Origin of the sequence: Lentzea pudingi (assembly GCF_014646255.1) — a bacterium.
Lineage (GTDB): Bacteria > Actinomycetota > Actinomycetes > Mycobacteriales > Pseudonocardiaceae > Lentzea > Lentzea pudingi.
In genome coordinates this window covers 185597-202973 of record NZ_BMNC01000001.1, presented here as the reverse complement: position 1 = coordinate 202973, position 17377 = coordinate 185597, and the positions used below count along the sequence as shown (strand labels likewise).

Here is a 17377-nt window from a genome sequence, read left to right as displayed (position 1 = left end):
TTTGTCAATACCGGAACGGGACCGGAAACGGTTAGGTTCGTTGACGGTTGCAACAAACCACCCCCACCCTGTGAGCCGTGAGAACCCCCCTGCTGGTGGCAGCGTTGGCAGCAGCGGCGATCGTTCCCGTGTGGACGGTCGCGGCGCAGGCCGACGTGGTGCCCGGAACCGCTTATCAAGTGACGAACGTGGGCAGCGGCAAGTGCGTGGAGTCGCTGGGAACGGCCAACGGCTCGCAGCTCCGCCAACAAGGTTGCTCGGGGCAGACGTGGACCTTCACGCCCACGAGCGACGGCTACTTCACCGTCGGCCAGGGCCAGGTCTGGGACGTCTCGAACGTGTCGACCGCGGACAACGCGGCTGTCCACATGTGGCAGTCGTTCAACGCGAACAACCAGCAATGGCGCCCTGAACAGGCCGGCACGGACACCTACCGGTTCGTGAACCGCAACAGCGCCAAGTGCCTCGACGTGCCCGGCGCGTCCACCGGCGACGTGCAGCTGGTCCAGTACACCTGCAACGGGACCAACGCACAGCTCTTCCGCCTGACCGGCGGCACGCAGCAGCCGGGCCAGCCCGACTTCGGCCCGAACGTGCTCGTCTTCGACCCGTCGATGCCGGCCGCCACGATCCAGGCGCGGCTCAACGACGTCTTCCGCCAGCAGGAGGAGGGCCAGTACGACGCCCGCCGGTACGCGATCATGTTCAAGCCCGGCAACTACAACGTCGACGTGAACATCGGCTTCTTCACCCAGGTCCTCGGCCTGGGCCTGCTGCCGGACGGCGTCACGATCAACGGCCAGGTGCACGTCGAGGCAGACTGGTTCGAGGGCAACGCGACGCACAACTTCTGGCGCGGCGCGGAGAACCTCGCGATCCGTCCCCCGAGCGGCACCAACACGTGGGCCGTCTCGCAGGCGTCGGCCATGCGCCGAACCAAGACCTACGGCAACATGCAGCTCGACGACAACGGCTGGTCGAGCGGCGGCTTCCTCGCCGACTCCGTGGTCACGGGCCAGGTCCGCTCCGGTTCGCAGCAGCAGTGGCTGTCGCGCAACACCGAGTGGGGCTCGTGGACCGGCGAGAACTGGAACATGGTCTTCGTGGGCGCCCGCAACGCACCGCAGACCTCGTTCCCCGAACCGCCCTACACGAACGTCGCGCAAACGCCCCTCATCCGTGAGAAGCCGTTCCTGAACGTCGACGGCAGCGGCAACTACAACGTGTTCGTCCCGGCCCTGCGCACCAACACCAGCGGCACCACCTGGGCAGCAGGCAACCAGCAGGGCACGAACATCCCCCTCTCCAACTTCTACATCGCGAAGCCGGGCACCTCGGCCGCCACGACGAACGCCCAACTGGCATCCGGCAAGCACCTGCTCCTCACGCCAGGCATCCACCAGGTCAGCGAACCGATCCGCGTCACCCGCCCCGACACCGTCGTGATGGGCCTCGGCCTGGCCACCGTCATGCCCACCAACGGCAACATGGCACTGGACGTGGCCGATGTGGACGGTGTGAAGATCGCGGGCCTGCTCATCGACGCGGCCCCGACCAACTCACCTCTCCTCGCACAGATCGGCGCGCCGGGCAGCAACGCCAACCACTCCGCCAACCCGACGTCACTGCACGACGTCTACGCCCGCATCGGCGGCTCGGCAGTAGGCCGCGCCACAACCTCGCTCATCATCAACAGCCACAACGTGATCGGCGACCACCTCTGGCTCTGGCGAGGCGACCACTCCATCGGCGTCGGCTGGGACCTCAACACGGCCGACACGGGCCTGATCGTCAACGGCAACAACGTGACGATGTACGGCCTCTTCGTGGAGCACTACCAGAAGTACCAGACCATCTGGAACGGCCAAGGCGGCCGAACGTACTTCTACCAGAACGAAATGCCGTACGAAGTCCCCAACCAGGCAGCCTGGATGAACGGCTCCACACGCGGCTACGCGGCCTACAAGGTCTCGAACAACGTCACCACGCACGAAGCATGGGGCCTGGGCAGCTACGCGTTCATGAACGCGAACCCGTCCGTGGTAGCCGACCGCGCGTTCGAGGTGCCGAACACCCCAGGCGTGAAGTTCCACAGCATGGTGACCGTGTCCCTAGGCGGCAAGGGAACCATCCAGCGGATCATCAACAACTCGGGCGGCACGGCCACAGCTGGCTCCACCGAGGCGTACCTGGCGAACTACCCATGATGACGCACTGACAGCTCCGCAACACCATCCCCGTGTCTGGTCCGCAAGGGCCGGGCACGGGGATTCTTCGCAAACGGCAACCGGCATGGGTTTCTTCTGCGCCAACGGCAACCGCACTCGCCAACGCAAGCCAACCTCGACGCAAGCCCGGCGCGCGGTGCCAACCGGTCAGCCAGCAACGCAAGCCGTCCACCTACGAGTCCTGGCGTGGCGATGCGAAGCGAGCCGTGTGAACCTCGTGCACCTTGGTTGCGGTGAGCGCCTCGAATGGCGATTGGGGCTTTACCTTGAGGGGGCGGGATGCCACCCTCACGGGCACGGCCGGGCGCTTTTCAGCCCGGCCTTTTCCGGCCGTCACGCATCCCGCCAGAGGCTCAAGGTCAAGCCCCAATCGCAGCCCCTTGATCCGTCATGACCCGCGCGAGCACCCTCGCAAGGCGACCAAAACCCAGGTACGCAACCAACCCCGCTGGAACCGGCACCAACCACCAAAAGCCGACCAGCGTCAGCCAGCCCCCAACCGCCGAGGCCGATTGATCTTCATCTCGTCCATGTCGGTGACCTTGGCCTTCAACCCCTTGAAGTCCACCCCCAACGCATCGAGCGCAGCCGAAGCCCGCCGCAACCCAGCCTCGTCCGGCTTCTCCTCAACCGCCAAAATCACCCGATAACTGAAAAAATCGAGCTTCTCATCGAACGTCAACGCCCCACCCTCGCTGAACCCCGCATCCCTCAGAAACTCAAACCCCTGCAACCGCTCGAGCAGCGACGAACGCTGCTCAGCCGTGAGGTCAGCGAACCGCCCCCGAACAAGTACCCGATAAGTGTGCTCAGCCACGCCGCAGGATGCTCCCCGATCCCCACCGCTCTGGCCAACGATTTCCCAGTTGCGGAACAATCTCGACCATGAACGCAAAAGAGCTGGTCACGCGCATCCGGACGGAGCTGCACCCCGGTGACCACGACAACCTCGTGGTGAAACTGATCGAAACCGGACAGGCCCCGCGCGCCGTGATCCAGACGTTCGCCGCGGAAGAGAACCACATCGTGTCGTCGGACTGGCGAACATTCCTAGCCCTGGCCAGCAAGGCCTCCGAGCCGAACGCACGGGCGTTCTTCACCCTGCTGGCAGGCGGCGAGGAACTGGTGCTCCACATGCTGCAACCGCTGGCCGAGGCGGCCGGCATGCAGGCCAAGGACTTCCACGCCTACGAACCGTTCCCGGGTTGCCAGGCCTACCCCGCCTACCAGGCGTGGATGGCGCTCAACGGCGAACCAACAGACGTGATCCTCGCGATCCTGGCGAATTTCACCGCCTGGGGCGGCTACTGCGCGCGCATGGCCAAGGGTCTGCGCGAGCACTACGGCTTCGGCGACGAGGCGTGTGCGTTCGTCGACTTCTTCGCCACTCCCGCACCACAACTCGAAGACCGCGCGATCGCCGCCATCCAGGCCGCACTCGACGCGGGCTGGCAGCCGAAGCACGCCTGGCGCTACGGCCGCCTGCTGCAAGCCTACGAACTGCAGTTCTGGTCGACTCTGGCGTGAAGATGGGGGCGGCGCGAAGCCGCCCCCACCCCGTCACCGAGGCAGATAAGCCCGGTGGGCCTTGGAGAACTCGTAGTTGTTGTACTTGTCCCAGTTGATCGACCACGTCATGAGCCCACGCAGGTTCGGGTACACACCGCGAGGTTTGTAGCTGCCGCACCGCGTGCCCTTGGTGAGGCAGTCCAACGCGGTCTGGACGTCCGCGACCGACGTGAACCCGTTGCCCGCGTACATCGCGGCGGGCAGGCCGATCGCGACCTGGTCCTGGCGCAGGCCCGCGAAGAACTTCGACGCGTCACCCCGCACGGGGAACCCGGCGAGCACCATGTCGGTCATCGCCACGTGGAAGTCCGCGCCACCCATGTTGTGGTACTGGTTGTCCAGCCCCATCACGGGTCCGGAGTTGTAGTCCTGCACGTGCAGCAACGTCAGGTCGTTGCGCATGGCCTCGATCACCGGCAGGTACGCGCCCGTGCGCGCGTCGCCGGTGCCCGTGCCGCCGTAGAACTGGTAGCCGACCTGCACGAAGAACGTCTCCGGGGCCATCGTCAGGACGAAGTCGGCTCCGTAGCGGGCCTTCAGCGACCGCAGCGCCGAGATCAGGTTCACGACCACGGGCGTGGTCGGGTTCTTGAAGTCGAGGTCGCCGGGGTTGAGCGACAGCGAGTGGCCCTCGAAGTCGACGTCGAGGCCGTTCAGGCCGTACTTGTCGATGATGCCGCCGACCGACCGCACGAACGCGTCGCGCGCCGCCGCGGTCTCGAGCCGCACCTGCCCGTTCTGGCCGCCGATCGAGATGTTGACCTTCTTGCCCTTCGCCTGCTGGGCGCGGATGCCGGCGATGAACTCGGCCTCGGACTCGACGTTCGGGCACTCCGCGACCGGGCACTGGGCGAAGCGCAGGTCCCCGCTCGTCGCACTGGTCGGCTCGGCGAACGAGAGGTTGATGACGTCCCACTCGTCCGGCACGTCCTTCATGCGGATGTAGCCGGAGCCGTTGGCGAAGCTCGCGTGCAGGTACCCGACGAGCACCTTGCGCGGCAACTGCCCCGTGGGCGGCTGACCGGTCGTGGTGGTGGTCGTAGTAGTTGTCGTAGTAGTCGTGGTCGAAGACGTCGTCGAGGACGTAGTCGGACCCGTGCCACCGGTACACGCCGCACCGTTCACAGTGCAGTTCGACGGGTCGGCGGTGCCGGCGGCGTTGAAGCCGAACGTCACGCTCGCCCCAGGCGCGACGGAGCCGTTGTACTCCCGGTTGACGAAGGTGTGGTGGTTGCCGCTCTTGGTGAGCAGCGAGTCCCAGTAGGCACCGACGGTGGTCGAGGCCGGGTAGTCGAACTCGACCTTCCAGGAGCTGATCGCCGCGCTGGTCTCGTTCTTGATCGTCACCGTCGCGGTGTACCCGGTGCTCCAGCCGTTCTTGGAGAACGTCGCCGTCACTCCGGCGGCACTGGCGGGGGCGAGGCTCACGATCACGGTGCCGAGCACCAGTGCGGCCACCGCGGATATTCGAGCGAACAACAGCATGGGTTCCATCCCTCACGCGTTGGCGGCCGGCAGGGGGTCACCCCGAATTGGACTAGACCATCTATCGCGAAGTCAAGGTTCAGTGGCGTGGCCTGGCACGGTGCCGGGCGGATTCGCGGTCAGACGGGTGCATCGTGGTGCCGCCCCCACGTCCTCGTACCGGAGTCGTACGGGGGCGTGGGGGCGGTGCCGCGAGGCGCCCTGCTGAGCGTGAATCCGCCCGCCAACGGGCCAGGTCACGCCACTAGACTGCTCGGTCGTGCCCCTCGCTCGTGCCTCCGACGGAACCAGGCTCTTCTACTCGGTCGAGGGCTCCGGACCCCCACTGCTGCTCATCGCGGGTCAGGCGAACTCCTCGAAGTGGTGGTCACAGGTCCGCGAGGACTTCTCCGCGCGGTTCACGACGATCGTCACCGACCACCGCGGCACCGGTTCCAGCGACAAGCCCGACGCCCCGTACAGCACGCGGATGTTCGCCGAGGACTGCGTCGCGATCCTCGCCGACGCGGGCATCGACCGGGCCCACGTCTACGGCACGTCGATGGGCGGCCGGATCGCGCAGTGGCTCGCGGCCGGACACGGTGAGCACGTGGACCGCCTGGTGCTGGGCTGCACCTCCCCCGGCGGCGCGCACGGCATCGAGCGCAGCGCCGAGGTGCGCAAGTCGCTCGCGCAGGTCGAGCCGATGAAGGCGCGCAGGGCCTTGGAAGAACTGATGTACACCCCGGCCTACAAGGGCCCGTACAACACGCTCGGCGACCCGCAGATGCCGCCGTACGCGCGCAAGCGGCACCTCTTCGCGAGCGCCGAGCACGACGCGTGGAACGTGCTGCCGTCGATCACCGCACCGACGCTGGTCGTGCACGGCACCGAGGACATCTTCAACCCGACGGCCAACGCTCCCCTGATCACGGAACGCATCCCGAACGCGAAGATGCACCTCGTCGAAGGCGCACGGCACGGCTACTTCGAGGAGTTCCGCGCCGAAGCCTCGCCTTTGGTGATGGACTTCCTCAGCTCGTGACCCACCGAAGGCCGCGCATCAACGCGTGGCCCGCGAACCGCACGCCCGTGGCCTCGGCGACCGGTAGGTAGGGCAGCCGCAGCGGCATCCTCGCCCACACCGGCAGCGTCGCCACCGCCGTGGCGCTCAGGATCCCGTACGGGCCGCGCGCCACCAGCGGCAACGGGGCCTTGAACAGCAGGAACCTGGCCGCCTGCCGTGCCTCCGCCGTGCCCTTCAGCTCGGCTCGATACGAGTTCAGCTTCGCGTCGAGCTCGGCGGTCGTGCGCGGTGGGTTCGGGATGCCCATGGCGTCCGCGATGACGGCCATGTCGGCGACGTATCCGTCGTAGTCGTCGAGCGGTTTCTCGCCGTAGCGCTGGTGGCAGCGCAGGAAGCTGTCGACCTCGGCCACGTGCACCCAGCCCAGCAGGTGCGGGTCGTCGGCGCGGTACTGCCGGCCGTCCGGTGCGGTGCCGTGGATGTGCTTGTGGATGCGCGCGAGCCGTTCGACGGCCTTCAACGCGTCCGCGGCGGTGCCGTAGGTGGTAACGCCGACGAACAGGCTCGTGCGTTGCAACCGGCCCCACGGATCGGTCTTGTAGTCGGAGTGCTGCGCCACCGCCGCCATCGCGAGCGGGTGCAACGACTGCAGCAGCAACGCTCGCAGCCCGCCGATGAACATGGCGTGATCAGCGTGAACGTGCCGGATCGGTCTGTCGTCGGCGAACCACCGGGGGCCGGGCGCGTCGTGGATCCGGCGCGCGTGCTCCTCCCGCTCCGGACCCACGACCTTCTCGAACAGTCCCCGGCTCAACTGCCGCCTCAGCGCATCCAGCATCACTCCATCATGCGCGCCAGTAGTCGCGATCCGGAAGGATGAGCCACTGGTCCGGCTCGGTGAACGCCTTGTCGTTCTTCGGGCGCACGCCCGCGTAGGCGCAGCAGTAGGCCACGGCCTTGTGGGCGTACAGGTGTTCCAGCAGCACCTCCGCCGTGTCCCCGCCGTCGTTCGGGCCGCCGCCGGGGTGCAGGTCGCTGCCGACGTACTCACCGTCGCGGTAGGTGCTGCCCTGGTTGCCGCTCTTCGGGTTCGCGTACATGCCGTACACGACGGTGCCCGCGGACAGCAGGCTCATCACCACGGGCGTCTGGACGTTGAAGTACCAGGGCTGGAACAGGATGCACCCGCCCGGCACCTCGGTGACGCTGACAGCGCGCTCGGTCGCCTCCCCGAACGGAGAGGGGTACCAGTCCCCCATCGGCACCTCCGCCGGGACGTCGGCCGCGGGCACCACCTCGGCGTTCAGCCTGCGCGCGACCTCGGCGGCGTCGATCCCCGCGACGCACGCGACGCTGAAACCGTCGAAGTGCGGAAAATGCTTCAACGCGGTGACCAGCCTGCCGCACTCCGCGGTCGCGTCCCACTCGGCCGCGGTCAGCGTCTCGGCCGAGGGGATCACGTGCGGCGTGGTGAGGCTGAGCCGGGCGGGCGACCAGCCGGACATCATGGGACGCAACGGATCCGCGCCCGCGGCGAGCAGCACCTGAGCGCTGTCGGCCTTGGCCTCGTGCACCGCCCGCCACAGCGCTGTGCGGCCGTCGAAGACCTGGTCGACGTCGCGGACACGAGCGACGACCTCCGCCACGACCTCGGCGGAGCCCACCTCCGCCGCCATGTGCAGCGGAGGCATCCAGAACGGGCCGCCGTCCGGATCAGCGCCCGCGTCCAGCTTCGCGCGCACCGCCGCGAGGTTCTTCCAGTCGTAGTAGGAAATGCCCTGCCACAGATTCTCTTCCCCCATGCGACCGCACCCTAACCGACCGCGATCCGGTCGAGGTCGGGAGCGCCCGCGGTGTCGTTGCCGAACCGGATGGTGTTGGCACCGGCGATGAGCGCCACGGGGATCTCGGCCACGGCCGGGATGGTGTTGCCAACCCCGTCGACCCTGATCTCGACCGGTGTGCCGCCGTTGACCGTCACGAAGAACGAGCGCGGGCCGTTCACCGTGTACTGGACGAAGAGCCGGTAGGACCGCGTTTCCGGCACGGTCACGTTCGGGAAGGTGACCGACGCGTCCGCGCTGCCGCCGATGTTGCGCACCTTCTCCCCGCCCGAGCACTGCCCGCAGTTCGTCAGCCCCGTGGCGCCGAACTGGTTGGCCGAGTCCTCGGCCTCGCGCACGAACACGCGGTCGGCGGGCCTGGTGCGCACCGGGACCGCACCGGAGACCGCCCGGTCCGAGCCCAGGAGCTGGAACGACGCCGTGACCGGGATGTTCACCGAGCCTGCGTCCTGACCGGCGGGCGAGGTCGCGGTCCACACCCCTTCGAGCAGCCCGGCCAGGCGCATCGACGCGCGGGTGGCCGGTGCCCCGGTCAACGTCCACCCCGCGGGCAGCACCGGTGCCAGCGAGACGGCATCGATCTGGTCGTCGGCGTCGAACCGCAGCCGGGCGGTGATCTTCACGGACTGCTGCCCTGGCGCGACCCATTGCACGCCATGAGGTTGCACGGTCAGGGTCGTCTTCGGCGTGTAGGTCGACTGCGGCAGCCCGCCGATCGAGATGCGGTCGAGCCCGAGCCGTCCGGCGCTGAAGACCCTCACGGTGTTGCTGCCCGCGTTCAACGGCACCGCGATCGACGTCGGGTCCGGCACGTCGGCACGATCCTTCGGCACCGCAACGGAAAGCGGCGGCGCGCCGTTCACCGAGACCGACACCGCGAACGCCTCGCCAGCCGTCAGGTCGAGCTGCAGGCGGTAAGTTCCCGCAGCCGCAACGGAAACATCGCGATAGGTCACGGCGTCGCGCTCACCACCGCCGAGCCCGGTCACCTGACGGGTGCCGGAGCAGGCGGCGCAGAACTCACTGCGCGCCGAACCTGACCGTGCCGCGTCCTCGGCCTCCCACGTGCCGCCATGCAGCCCGCGCGGATAGCTGTGCCCGACCCGGATCTCGTCGATCCTCAGTTCGTTGAAGTACACCGGGGCCTGCGGACCGCTCCAGGTGTTCAGCACGGTCAGCCTGAGGTACCTGGCCTCCTGCGCGCCGATGTCGATGAACTGCGTGCCGCGGGCGGACGGCAACGCGCCGCTGCGGACGTGCCACCAGTCACGGCCGTCGTTCGACGCCGTCAGCTGGTAGTCCTTGATGCGACTCGAGTCCTCGGGCCTGCCGAACGACACGCGGGCGTGCGTCGGTGACGACTCGCGCTGGTTGATCGCGAGGAACGCGGCCTTCCTGCGCCGGCCCAGGTCGAGCGAGATCGAGACGGGCTGGGCACCGGCAGCGTCCCAGTAGGTCTCGAAGTCGCCGTCGGTGAGGTTCGAGGCGGGGAATCCGTTCTCGGACGACGTCGCCGAAGCCTTCACACCGGCGTGGAAGCCTTGCTGTCCAGAGGTTTCCACGGCGAACACGGTGTCGTACTCGTCCCACTTGGTGATGCCCTGGATCGTCAGGTGCCCGGCCGACTGCGAGATCCGCAACTGCTCGCCGGTGCGCAGGTCGCGGACGCTCGTGACCCGATACCCGTTGTCCCGCAGGCGAACGAAGTCGGCTCGTGGCCTCGTCACGACGTGGACGTACTGCTTCCCGGTCCTCGGGTTGATGGTGATCACGCCGTGCGCGCCGTCGTTCCAGAAGCCGGGCTGCATGCCGCCGTACAGGTACCCGGCGCCCTCGACGCCCTGGATCGACTCGCGGATCGGCGGCACCCACTGCGCCATGAAGTCGTTGTAGGCCTCCTGTTGCGCGGGCATCCGGCCGTTCACCATCGGCGTCTCGGCCATCAGCGACTTGATCGACGAGCCCGCGTTCGTGACGTAGCGGCCGGTGTTCAGGCGCGTGTCGACGGCGTGGCTGCCGCCGTCGTACCACCAGTCCCCCGTGTTCGGCAGCTTGTAGCAGGCCTCGGACAGGCGCGGCATCGGCGTGAACGTCGCCGCCGGGTAGTCGTAGGACGGGAACATGCCGGTTTTCTGCTCGTTCGAGACCGTGTCCATGATCGGCGTGTCCTCGTTGTTGTTGTTCAGCAACCACGTCGGCCGCAACTGCCGGATCTGCTCGTAGAGCTTGTTGCGCTCCCAGTACTCGTTGTCGTTGTCGATCCAGAAGCCCGCGAGGTCGTCGTAGTTCCTCATGACCTCGAAGAACAGGTCGTAGCTGTACTTGCCGAAGCCCTCGCGGGTGGTGAGGTCGACCTGCTCGCCCTTGTAGGCGGAGTAGGCGGCCGAGTCGAGCATCTGGACGCCCTGCTCGCTGTGCCACTGCGGGTCGTCGGTCATGTAGAGGACGACCTTCACGCCCTTGGCCCTGCCCGCCCGGACCAGCTCACCGAGCAGGTCGCGTTCGGTCGCGCAGCTGCCGGGGACCTGCGAGGGCCACGGCCGCGCGTAGCCGAGCCTGCTGTGGAACGTCGCCAGCACGACGTACGAGGCGCCGAGCTTGCGGGCCTCGTCGATCCAGTAGCCGGCGGTCCAGCCGCCACCGGTGACGTCGCGCTCCCACTCGGCGCAGTTCAGGTGCTTCGGGGCGGTGAACATGCCCCAGTGCAGGAACAACCCGGCGGTGGACTGGCGCAGCCACTCCTGCCTCGGGTGCCACACCTCGGCCTGCGCGGCCCCCTGCGTCACCACCGTGAGCAGACCTCCGAGCAACATGGCCACCACGGCCACGCACAGACGACGTAATCCCATGGTTCACGCTCATCTCGTCCGGGGCGGCGGCGAGAAGATCCGATGATTGCAACCGGGACGAGGACCGGTCAACCCGCGATCGAGCTCACCTCTTCAGGCCCCCTGCGCTGCGCCCCGCCGGGAGATCATGATCGGGGATGATCGAGGCGCCCGGCGGACCTGGCCGGCGGAGGGGGAGAGCAGCGGATGGACGAGCGGCACCTGCCCGGCTTCTACCACGACGCGGAGGCGGTCTCGCGGCTCGGACAGCGGCTCACGCTGCTGTTCAGCCGGGTTCGGCTGGTCGGCGCGGTGGTCGCGGCGGTGGGCGGTGCGTTCAAGTGGCAGATCGGCGGCAGCGGCGTCGACTTCTGGGCTTGGGTGGCGCTGGGCGGGTTCCTCATCGCCCTGTTCGGCGAGCTGCTGCTGTGGGTGATGCACCCGGAGCTGAAGTGGAACGCGGGCCGGACCGTCGCCGAACGCGTGAAGTCGCTGTCGTGGCGTTACGCCGTGGCCGGCGCACCGTTCCACGGCGGCACCGAGGACCCGCGCCGGGACCTGGACCTCGCCATCGCCGACGCGGTGAAGGACCACCGCAGGGAGGTCATGCTGACCAGCGCGAACGACACGGGCGACGAGGTGATGGCCGAGCTGCGCGCCAAGCCGTTCGAGGAGCGCAGGAACGCCTACCGCGAAGCCCGCGTCGAGCCGCAGCTGCGCTGGTACCGCGAGAGGTCGGCGATGAACGAGACCCGCGCGAACGTGTTCCGCGTCCTGATGATCATCGGCGAGCTCGTGGCGATCCTCTTCGCGATCCTGCGCATCAACGGTGCCTGGGACGTCGACCTGTCCGGCGTGATGGCCGCGGCCGTCGCGGCGGGTGCGGCGTGGATCGGGCTGCGGCAGTTCGAGAACCTGAGGGTCTCCTACTCGGCGGCGGCCGGTGAGCTCGCGTACATCTACCACCAGATCCCGTACGTCGCGGAGAGCGACTGGGCCTCCACGGTCGCCGCCGCCGAGGCCGTGATCAGCAAGGAGCACACCGCCTGGCTCGCGTCGCGGCCCAGCGCGACCTGACCGTCAGCCGAGGGCCTCGACGACCTTCGTCACCATCGCGCGTTCCGCCACCGCCACCTCGCCGTCCGCACCGGCGACCGAGCGGCACATCTCCGACACGGCCGCGCGGAAGATCGCCACGTCACGCGGCTCGTGCGCGTTGATGATCGCCACGGAGTCGCGCAGCGCGGCCAGGACACCGGCCTCCACATCGGACGTCGTGCCCGTCGGCAGAGCAGGCGGGGCAGCGGCGATGATGGCGCGCAGGTCGTCCGAGAGCAGGGTGATCGCCCTGACGCCGGCCTGGCTCTCCTCGTCGACCGAACCGGGGTCCGCCGTGGACACCAGCACCATGGCACCGAAAACGGCTGTGCGAAGGGTCTGCCCCTCCGCCTCCGTGTACGCAGTCATGGGCGCAAGCCTATGCAACGATCAGTGGCTATGAGTGCGGGTCAGGTGCTTGGCGCCAACATCAGGGCGTTCCGGGAGCAGCGCGGGCTGTCGCTGTCGGAGCTCGCGCGGCGGTCGTCCATCGCCAAGGGCACGCTGTCCCAGCTGGAGAGCGGCGCGGGCAACCCGACCATCGACACAGTGTTCAGTTTGTCGAACGCTTTGGACGTGCCGGTGTCGGAGCTGGTGACCGAGCGGACACCGCCGGACGTGGTGCTGGTGCGCACCGCGGACGTCGAGGTGCTCAGCAGCAACGCCGTCGACCTGCGGTTGATGCGGCGGATGGACATCGGCGACACCGTGCTGGAGATCTACGACCAGCGCGTCCGGTCCGGCGCCGTCCAGACCAGCGAAGGTCATCCCGGCAAGGAGCACGTGCTGGTCACGAGCGGTCAGCTGCGCGTCGGCCCGGTGGACAAGCCGTACGAGCTGGGGCCCGGCGACTACGTGTGCTTCCCCGGCTCGCTGCCCCACTCGTACGAGACCGTCGGCGGCGAGGTCAGCTCGGTACTGGTGCTGGAGTATCCGAAGCACTAACGTTCATTCTAATGAACGGAGGTGGCGATGCACCCGGACGTCGTGGTCATGGGCGCGGGCATCATCGGTGCCGCGTGCGCCCAGGCGTTGAAGGCGCGCGGGCTCGGTGTCGTCGTCCTCGACCGCCACGGACCCGCGTCGGGCACCAGCGCGGCCGGTGAGGGCAACGTGCTGGTCAGCGACAAGGGGCCCGGCCCGGAACTCGACCTGGCTCGGGCGAGTCGCGCGTTGTGGCCCGAACTCGCGCAGGACGCCGAGTGGGAGGAGAAGGGCGGCCTGGTCGTCGCGACCACTCCGTCGGCCGTCGTTCCTCTCCACGCCTTCGCGGCGGCCCAGCGCGAGGCCGGTATCGACGCCTGCGAGATCTCCGTCGAGGATGCGCTGACCCACGAGCCGCACCTCAATCGTGAGATCACCGCCGCCGTCCACTACCTGCAGGACGCCCAGCTCAACCCGGTGAAGGCCACCCGTTCCCTGTTGCGCGGCATAGAGGTCAGGCTGGCCGAAGTGTCCACAACGGACGGCCGCAGCGTGACGACGTCAGACGGCGTGATCAGCTGCGGTGCGGTAGTCAACGCCACGGGCCCGTGGGCGCGCGACTTCGGCGTGAACGTGCTGCCCCGGCGCGGCGTGGTGCTCGTGACCACCCCCATCCCCGGCACCATCAGGCACAAGGTCTACGACGCGGACTACGTCGGCGCGGTCTCGAGCGGTGACGCCGACCTCCAGACGTCCGGCGTGGTCGAGTCGACGCAGGCGGGCACCGTGCTGATCGGGTCGAGTCGCCAGCGCAAGGGCTTCGACGAGACGATCGAGAGCCGCGTGCTCACAGCGTTGGCACAGCGGGCGATCGCGATGTTCCCCATGTTGAGGAACGTCCCGGTGATGCGCGCGTACGGCGGCTTCCGCCCGTACGCCCCGGACCACCTGCCGATCATCGGCGAGGACCCCCGCACACCCGGCCTGTGGCACGCGACCGGTCACGAGGGCGCGGGCGTCGGTCTCGCCCCGGCCACCGGCCGCCTGCTGGCCCAGCTGCTCACGGGCGAGGACCCCCTGGTCGATCCCCGCCCGTTCCGCGTCGACCGGCCGGAGGTGATGGTGTGAAGGTGACGTTCAACGGCCTGCGGCGCGAGGTCGCGCACGTCGCGGAGTTGTTGCCCGGCAGGTACTTCTGCGGCATCGGCGTGTGCTTCGGATGCGTCGCGGAGATCAACGGCGTGCCCGAGGTGCGGGCGTGCCGGCACCCGTTGCGCGACGGCGACGTGATCAGGACCCAGTCGTGAGGGTGGTCGTGGTGGGCGCGGGGCCCGCCGGGATGGCGGCTGCCCGGACCGCGGCCGACGCGGGCGCCGAGGTCGTGATGGTCGACTCGGAGCCCGAGGCCGGTGGGCAGTACCTGCGTGGGCGGGCCAGGTTCGAGCATCCTGGAGTCACGCACCTCAAGAACACCGAGGTGTGGATGGTGGAGGGCGACTCGCTGCACCTCCGCGGACCTGGAGGAGCCCGCCTCCTCCGTTTCGACGCCCTGGTCATCGCGACCGGCGCCTACGACCGCCCGCTGCCCTTCCCCGGCTGGGACGGCCCCGGCGTCATCACCGCGGGCGCCGCCCAGGCCCTGGCCAAACAGGGCGTCACCCTGGCCGGACGCGTCATCGTCACCGGCACCGGCCCGTTCCTGCTGCCGGTGGCCACCGCGCTGCAGGACCTCGGCTCCACCCTCGTCGGCGTCTACGAGGCCTCCTCCCCCACCCGCTGGCTCCGCGAGGCCAAGGCGATCACGGCCAACCGGCACAAGATCGGCGAGCTCGCGAGCTACCGCAAGGTCCTGCCGCGCCTGGAGACCCGCACCGCCGTGATCGCCAAGCACGGCGACCGAGTGACGGTCGCGAAGCTCGACAGCCAGTGGCGCCCGATCAGCCACCGCACCGAGCACGCCGATCTGGTGTGCGTCGGCTACGGCTTCCTGCCCCGCACCGACCTGCTGCCGAACGCCAGCCGCACCCACGACTTCCTCGACGTCGACGACCACCAGCGGACGTCCGTCGCGAACGTCTACGCGGCCGGCGAGGTCACCGGCATCGGCGGCGCGGACCTCGCCGAGGCCGAGGGCGTCGTCGCCGGGGCCGCCGCGGCCGGGCGGCGACCGCCCGCGAAGGCCCTGGAGGCCGTCCGCCGGGGCAGGCTGTTCGCCGCGGCACTGGCCAGGGCGCACGAGGTCCAGCCCGGCTGGCAGACCTGGCTGCACCCGGACACCACCGTGTGCCGGTGCGAGAAGGTCCGCCTCGAAGACCTCACCGATGCCACCAGCATGCGCGAACTCAAGCTCACCAGCCGAGTCGCGCTGGGCCGGTGCCAGGGCCGCATCTGCGCCCGCAACGCCGCCGAGCTGACCGGTGTCCCGTTCGACGGCCAGCGCCGCGTCATCGCGGTCCCGATCCCCCTCGGCGAACTCGCAGAACTCCCGGAGGACAAGTCATGACCGAACGCCTCGACGGCGTCATCGTCGCCACCGCGCTCCCCTACGCCGAAGACCCGAAGGCGCCCGCCGGGTTGCGTCCCGACCTCGACAAGTTCGCCGAGCACTGCCGGTGGGTCGTCGACAGCGGGTGCCGGGGCGTCGGGCCGAACGGCTCGCTGGGCGAGTACTCGTCGCTGACCGACGCGGAACGCCGTGAGGTCGCGCAGACCGCCATCGCCGCGGTCAAGGGACGTGGCATCGCGGTCATCGGCGTGCACGGCGTGGGCGCGCACCAGGCCCGGCACTGGGCCGAGCTCGCGGCCGAGGACGGCGCGGACGGTGTGCTGTGCCTGCCGCCGACGATGTACCGGGCCAGCCGCGGCGAGGTCGTGCACCACTTCCGCGAGGTCGCGAAGGCCGGGCTGCCGATCATGGTCTACAACAACCCGATCGACACCAAGGTCGACCTGACGCCGGACCTGCTCGCCGAGCTCGGCCAGATCGAGAACGTCGTGGCGGTCAAGGAGTTCTCCGGTGACGTCCGGCGCGTGCTGGAGATCCGCGCGGCCGCCCCGCACCTCACCGTCGTGGCGGGCGCGGACGACGTCGTGCTGGAGAGCCTGCTGATGGGCGCCACGGGCTGGTTCGCGGGCTACCCCAACGTGTTCCCGGCCGAGAGCAAGCAGCTGTTCGACCTCGCGCTGGAGGGCAAGCTGGACGAGGCGCGCACGTTGTACGAGAAGCTCGTGCCCGCGTTCCGCTGGGACTCGCGCACCGAGTTCGTGCAGGCCATCAAGCGTTCGATGGACTTCGTCGGCCGGTACGGCGGCCCGTGCCGCCCGCCGCGCGGCCCGTTGAGCGCCGAGCAGCTCGCGCAGGTCGACGCGGACATGAAGCTGGCGACGTCATGAGGTTCGCCAAGTACTTCAGCGCGGTCGACTCGCACACCGAGGGCATGCCGACGCGGGTCATCACGGGCGGCGTCGGCGTGATCCCGGGCGAGACCATGGCCGAGAAGCGGCTGAACTTCATCGAGAACCACGACCACATCCGCCGGTTGCTGGTCAACGAGCCACGCGGGCACGCGGCGATGAGCGGCGCGATCCTGCAGCCGCCGACCCGGCGGGACGCGGACTGGGGCGTGCTGTTCATCGAGGTCTCCGGCCTGCTGCCGATGTGCGGGCACGGCACGATCGGCGTCGCGACGGTGCTGGTCGAGACGGGCATGGTCGAGGTGACCGAACCCGTCACGACCGTCCGCCTCGACACCCCGGCCGGGCTGGTGCTCGCCGACTACGACACCCGCACGAAGCTCGTGACGATCCGCAACGTCCCGGCCTACGCGCACGAGCTGGACGCCGTCGTCGACGTGCCCGGGATCGGCGAGGTCCGCTACGACATGGCGTACGGCGGCAACTTCTACGCCATCGTGCCGCTCGCGGACCTGGGCATCCCGTTCGACAGGGCGGAGAGGGACAGGATCCTGGCGGCGGGCCTGGCCGTCATGGACGAGATCAACGCGACGAACCGGCCGGTGCACCCCCTCGACGCGGCGATCAGCGGCTGCAAGCACGTCCAGTTCGTCGCGCCCGGCGAGGACGGCGCCGACTCGCGCAACGCGATGGCGATCCACCCCGGCTGGTTCGACCGGTCCCCGTGCGGCACCGGCACCTGCGCCCGGATGGCCCAGCTGCACGCCCGTGGTCAGCTGGGCATCGGCGAGGACTTCGTGAACGAGTCGTTCATCGGCACGAGGTTCATCGGCAGGCTGTTGGAGGAGGTCCCGCTCGGTGACCGCACGGCCGTCGTGCCGACGGTGGCCGGACGGGCGTGGATCACCGGCATGGGGCAGTACCTGCTCGACGAGACCGATCCCTTTCCCGAGGGCTTCTCGCTCTAGCGGCATTAGGGTC

At 69.0% G+C, this 17377-nt stretch carries 16 protein-coding genes; 10 read left to right on the top strand and 6 right to left on the bottom strand.

Annotated elements, in window-relative coordinates; translation table 11 throughout:
* Positions 1-77: 77 nt before the first annotated feature.
* Positions 78-2207: an RICIN domain-containing protein gene (locus IEY88_RS00970; protein WP_229692978.1), complete on the top strand. Its 2130-nt coding sequence runs from the start codon at positions 78-80 to the stop codon at positions 2205-2207.
* A 505-nt stretch (positions 2208-2712) separates the two neighbouring features.
* Here the strand turns inward: IEY88_RS00970 and IEY88_RS00965 are convergent.
* Positions 2713-3045, bottom strand: coding sequence for a DUF6204 family protein (locus IEY88_RS00965; RefSeq protein WP_189152630.1), 333 nt, complete (start codon positions 3043-3045; stop codon positions 2713-2715).
* 68 nt (positions 3046-3113) lie between these two features.
* On the opposite strand from IEY88_RS00965, the gene IEY88_RS00960 reads away from it, so the two are divergent.
* Positions 3114-3755 (top strand): thiaminase II/PqqC family protein, encoded by a 642-nt coding sequence (locus IEY88_RS00960; RefSeq protein ID WP_229692977.1) that lies wholly within the window; start codon positions 3114-3116, stop codon positions 3753-3755.
* Between the two features lie 33 nt (positions 3756-3788).
* Here the strand turns inward: IEY88_RS00960 and IEY88_RS00955 are convergent, their stop codons facing one another.
* Positions 3789-5282 (bottom strand): chitinase, encoded by a 1494-nt coding sequence (locus IEY88_RS00955; protein WP_373294001.1) that lies wholly within the window; start codon positions 5280-5282, stop codon positions 3789-3791.
* Between the two features lie 259 nt (positions 5283-5541).
* Here IEY88_RS00955 and IEY88_RS00950 point away from each other — a divergent pair, with 259 nt between their 5' ends.
* Positions 5542-6306 (top strand): alpha/beta fold hydrolase, encoded by a 765-nt coding sequence (locus tag IEY88_RS00950; protein ID WP_189152627.1) that lies wholly within the window; start codon positions 5542-5544, stop codon positions 6304-6306.
* Here IEY88_RS00950 and IEY88_RS00945 read toward each other — a convergent pair.
* The 3 genes from IEY88_RS00945 to IEY88_RS00935 are packed head-to-tail and all read right to left on the bottom strand — an operon-like array spanning position 6296 to position 10981.
* Positions 6296-7126, bottom strand: coding sequence for an oxygenase MpaB family protein (locus IEY88_RS00945; RefSeq protein WP_189152626.1), 831 nt, complete (start codon positions 7124-7126; stop codon positions 6296-6298). The two genes, IEY88_RS00950 and IEY88_RS00945, sit on opposite strands and share 11 nt — an antisense overlap.
* Before the next feature lie 7 nt (positions 7127-7133).
* Positions 7134-8090, bottom strand: a complete 957-nt coding sequence (locus IEY88_RS00940; RefSeq protein ID WP_189152625.1) for an ankyrin repeat domain-containing protein — start codon at positions 8088-8090, stop codon at positions 7134-7136.
* A gap of 11 nt (positions 8091-8101) precedes the next feature.
* Complete coding sequence (locus tag IEY88_RS00935) at positions 8102-10981, bottom strand: alpha-L-fucosidase (protein WP_189152624.1); 2880 nt, start codon at positions 10979-10981, stop codon at positions 8102-8104.
* Positions 10982-11167: 186 nt separating this feature from the next.
* Here IEY88_RS00935 and IEY88_RS00930 point away from each other — a divergent pair, with 186 nt between their 5' ends.
* Positions 11168-12037: a DUF4231 domain-containing protein gene (locus IEY88_RS00930; RefSeq protein WP_189152623.1), complete on the top strand. Its 870-nt coding sequence runs from the start codon at positions 11168-11170 to the stop codon at positions 12035-12037.
* Positions 12038-12040: 3 nt separating this feature from the next.
* Here IEY88_RS00930 and IEY88_RS00925 read toward each other — a convergent pair whose 3' ends face one another.
* Positions 12041-12427 (bottom strand): hypothetical protein, encoded by a 387-nt coding sequence (locus IEY88_RS00925; RefSeq protein ID WP_189152622.1) that lies wholly within the window; start codon positions 12425-12427, stop codon positions 12041-12043.
* Between the two features lie 30 nt (positions 12428-12457).
* Here IEY88_RS00925 and IEY88_RS00920 point away from each other — a divergent pair, with 30 nt between their 5' ends.
* Genes IEY88_RS00920 through IEY88_RS00895 form a run of 6 tightly spaced genes read left to right on the top strand, consistent with a single transcriptional unit; the run spans position 12458 to position 17364 of the window.
* Complete coding sequence (locus tag IEY88_RS00920) at positions 12458-13003, top strand: helix-turn-helix domain-containing protein (RefSeq protein ID WP_189152621.1); 546 nt, start codon at positions 12458-12460, stop codon at positions 13001-13003.
* 27 nt (positions 13004-13030) lie between these two features.
* Positions 13031-14110, top strand: a complete 1080-nt coding sequence (locus IEY88_RS00915; RefSeq protein WP_189152620.1) for an NAD(P)/FAD-dependent oxidoreductase — start codon at positions 13031-13033, stop codon at positions 14108-14110.
* A complete protein-coding gene (locus IEY88_RS45375) occupies positions 14107-14289 on the top strand; it encodes a 2Fe-2S iron-sulfur cluster-binding protein (RefSeq protein ID WP_189152619.1) in 183 nt (60 codons plus the stop codon). Before IEY88_RS00915 ends, IEY88_RS45375 begins: the two co-directional genes overlap by 4 nt.
* The gene (locus IEY88_RS00905) at positions 14286-15485 is read left to right on the top strand and encodes an FAD-dependent oxidoreductase (protein ID WP_189152618.1); all 1200 of its coding nucleotides are present in this window, start codon (positions 14286-14288) and stop codon (positions 15483-15485) included. The genes IEY88_RS45375 and IEY88_RS00905 overlap by 4 nt, the downstream gene beginning before the upstream one ends.
* Positions 15482-16375, top strand: a complete 894-nt coding sequence (locus tag IEY88_RS00900) for a dihydrodipicolinate synthase family protein (protein ID WP_189152617.1) — start codon at positions 15482-15484, stop codon at positions 16373-16375. The genes IEY88_RS00905 and IEY88_RS00900 overlap by 4 nt, the downstream gene beginning before the upstream one ends.
* Positions 16372-17364 (top strand): proline racemase family protein, encoded by a 993-nt coding sequence (locus IEY88_RS00895; RefSeq protein WP_189152616.1) that lies wholly within the window; start codon positions 16372-16374, stop codon positions 17362-17364. The genes IEY88_RS00900 and IEY88_RS00895 overlap by 4 nt, the downstream gene beginning before the upstream one ends.
* Positions 17365-17377 lie beyond the last annotated feature (13 nt).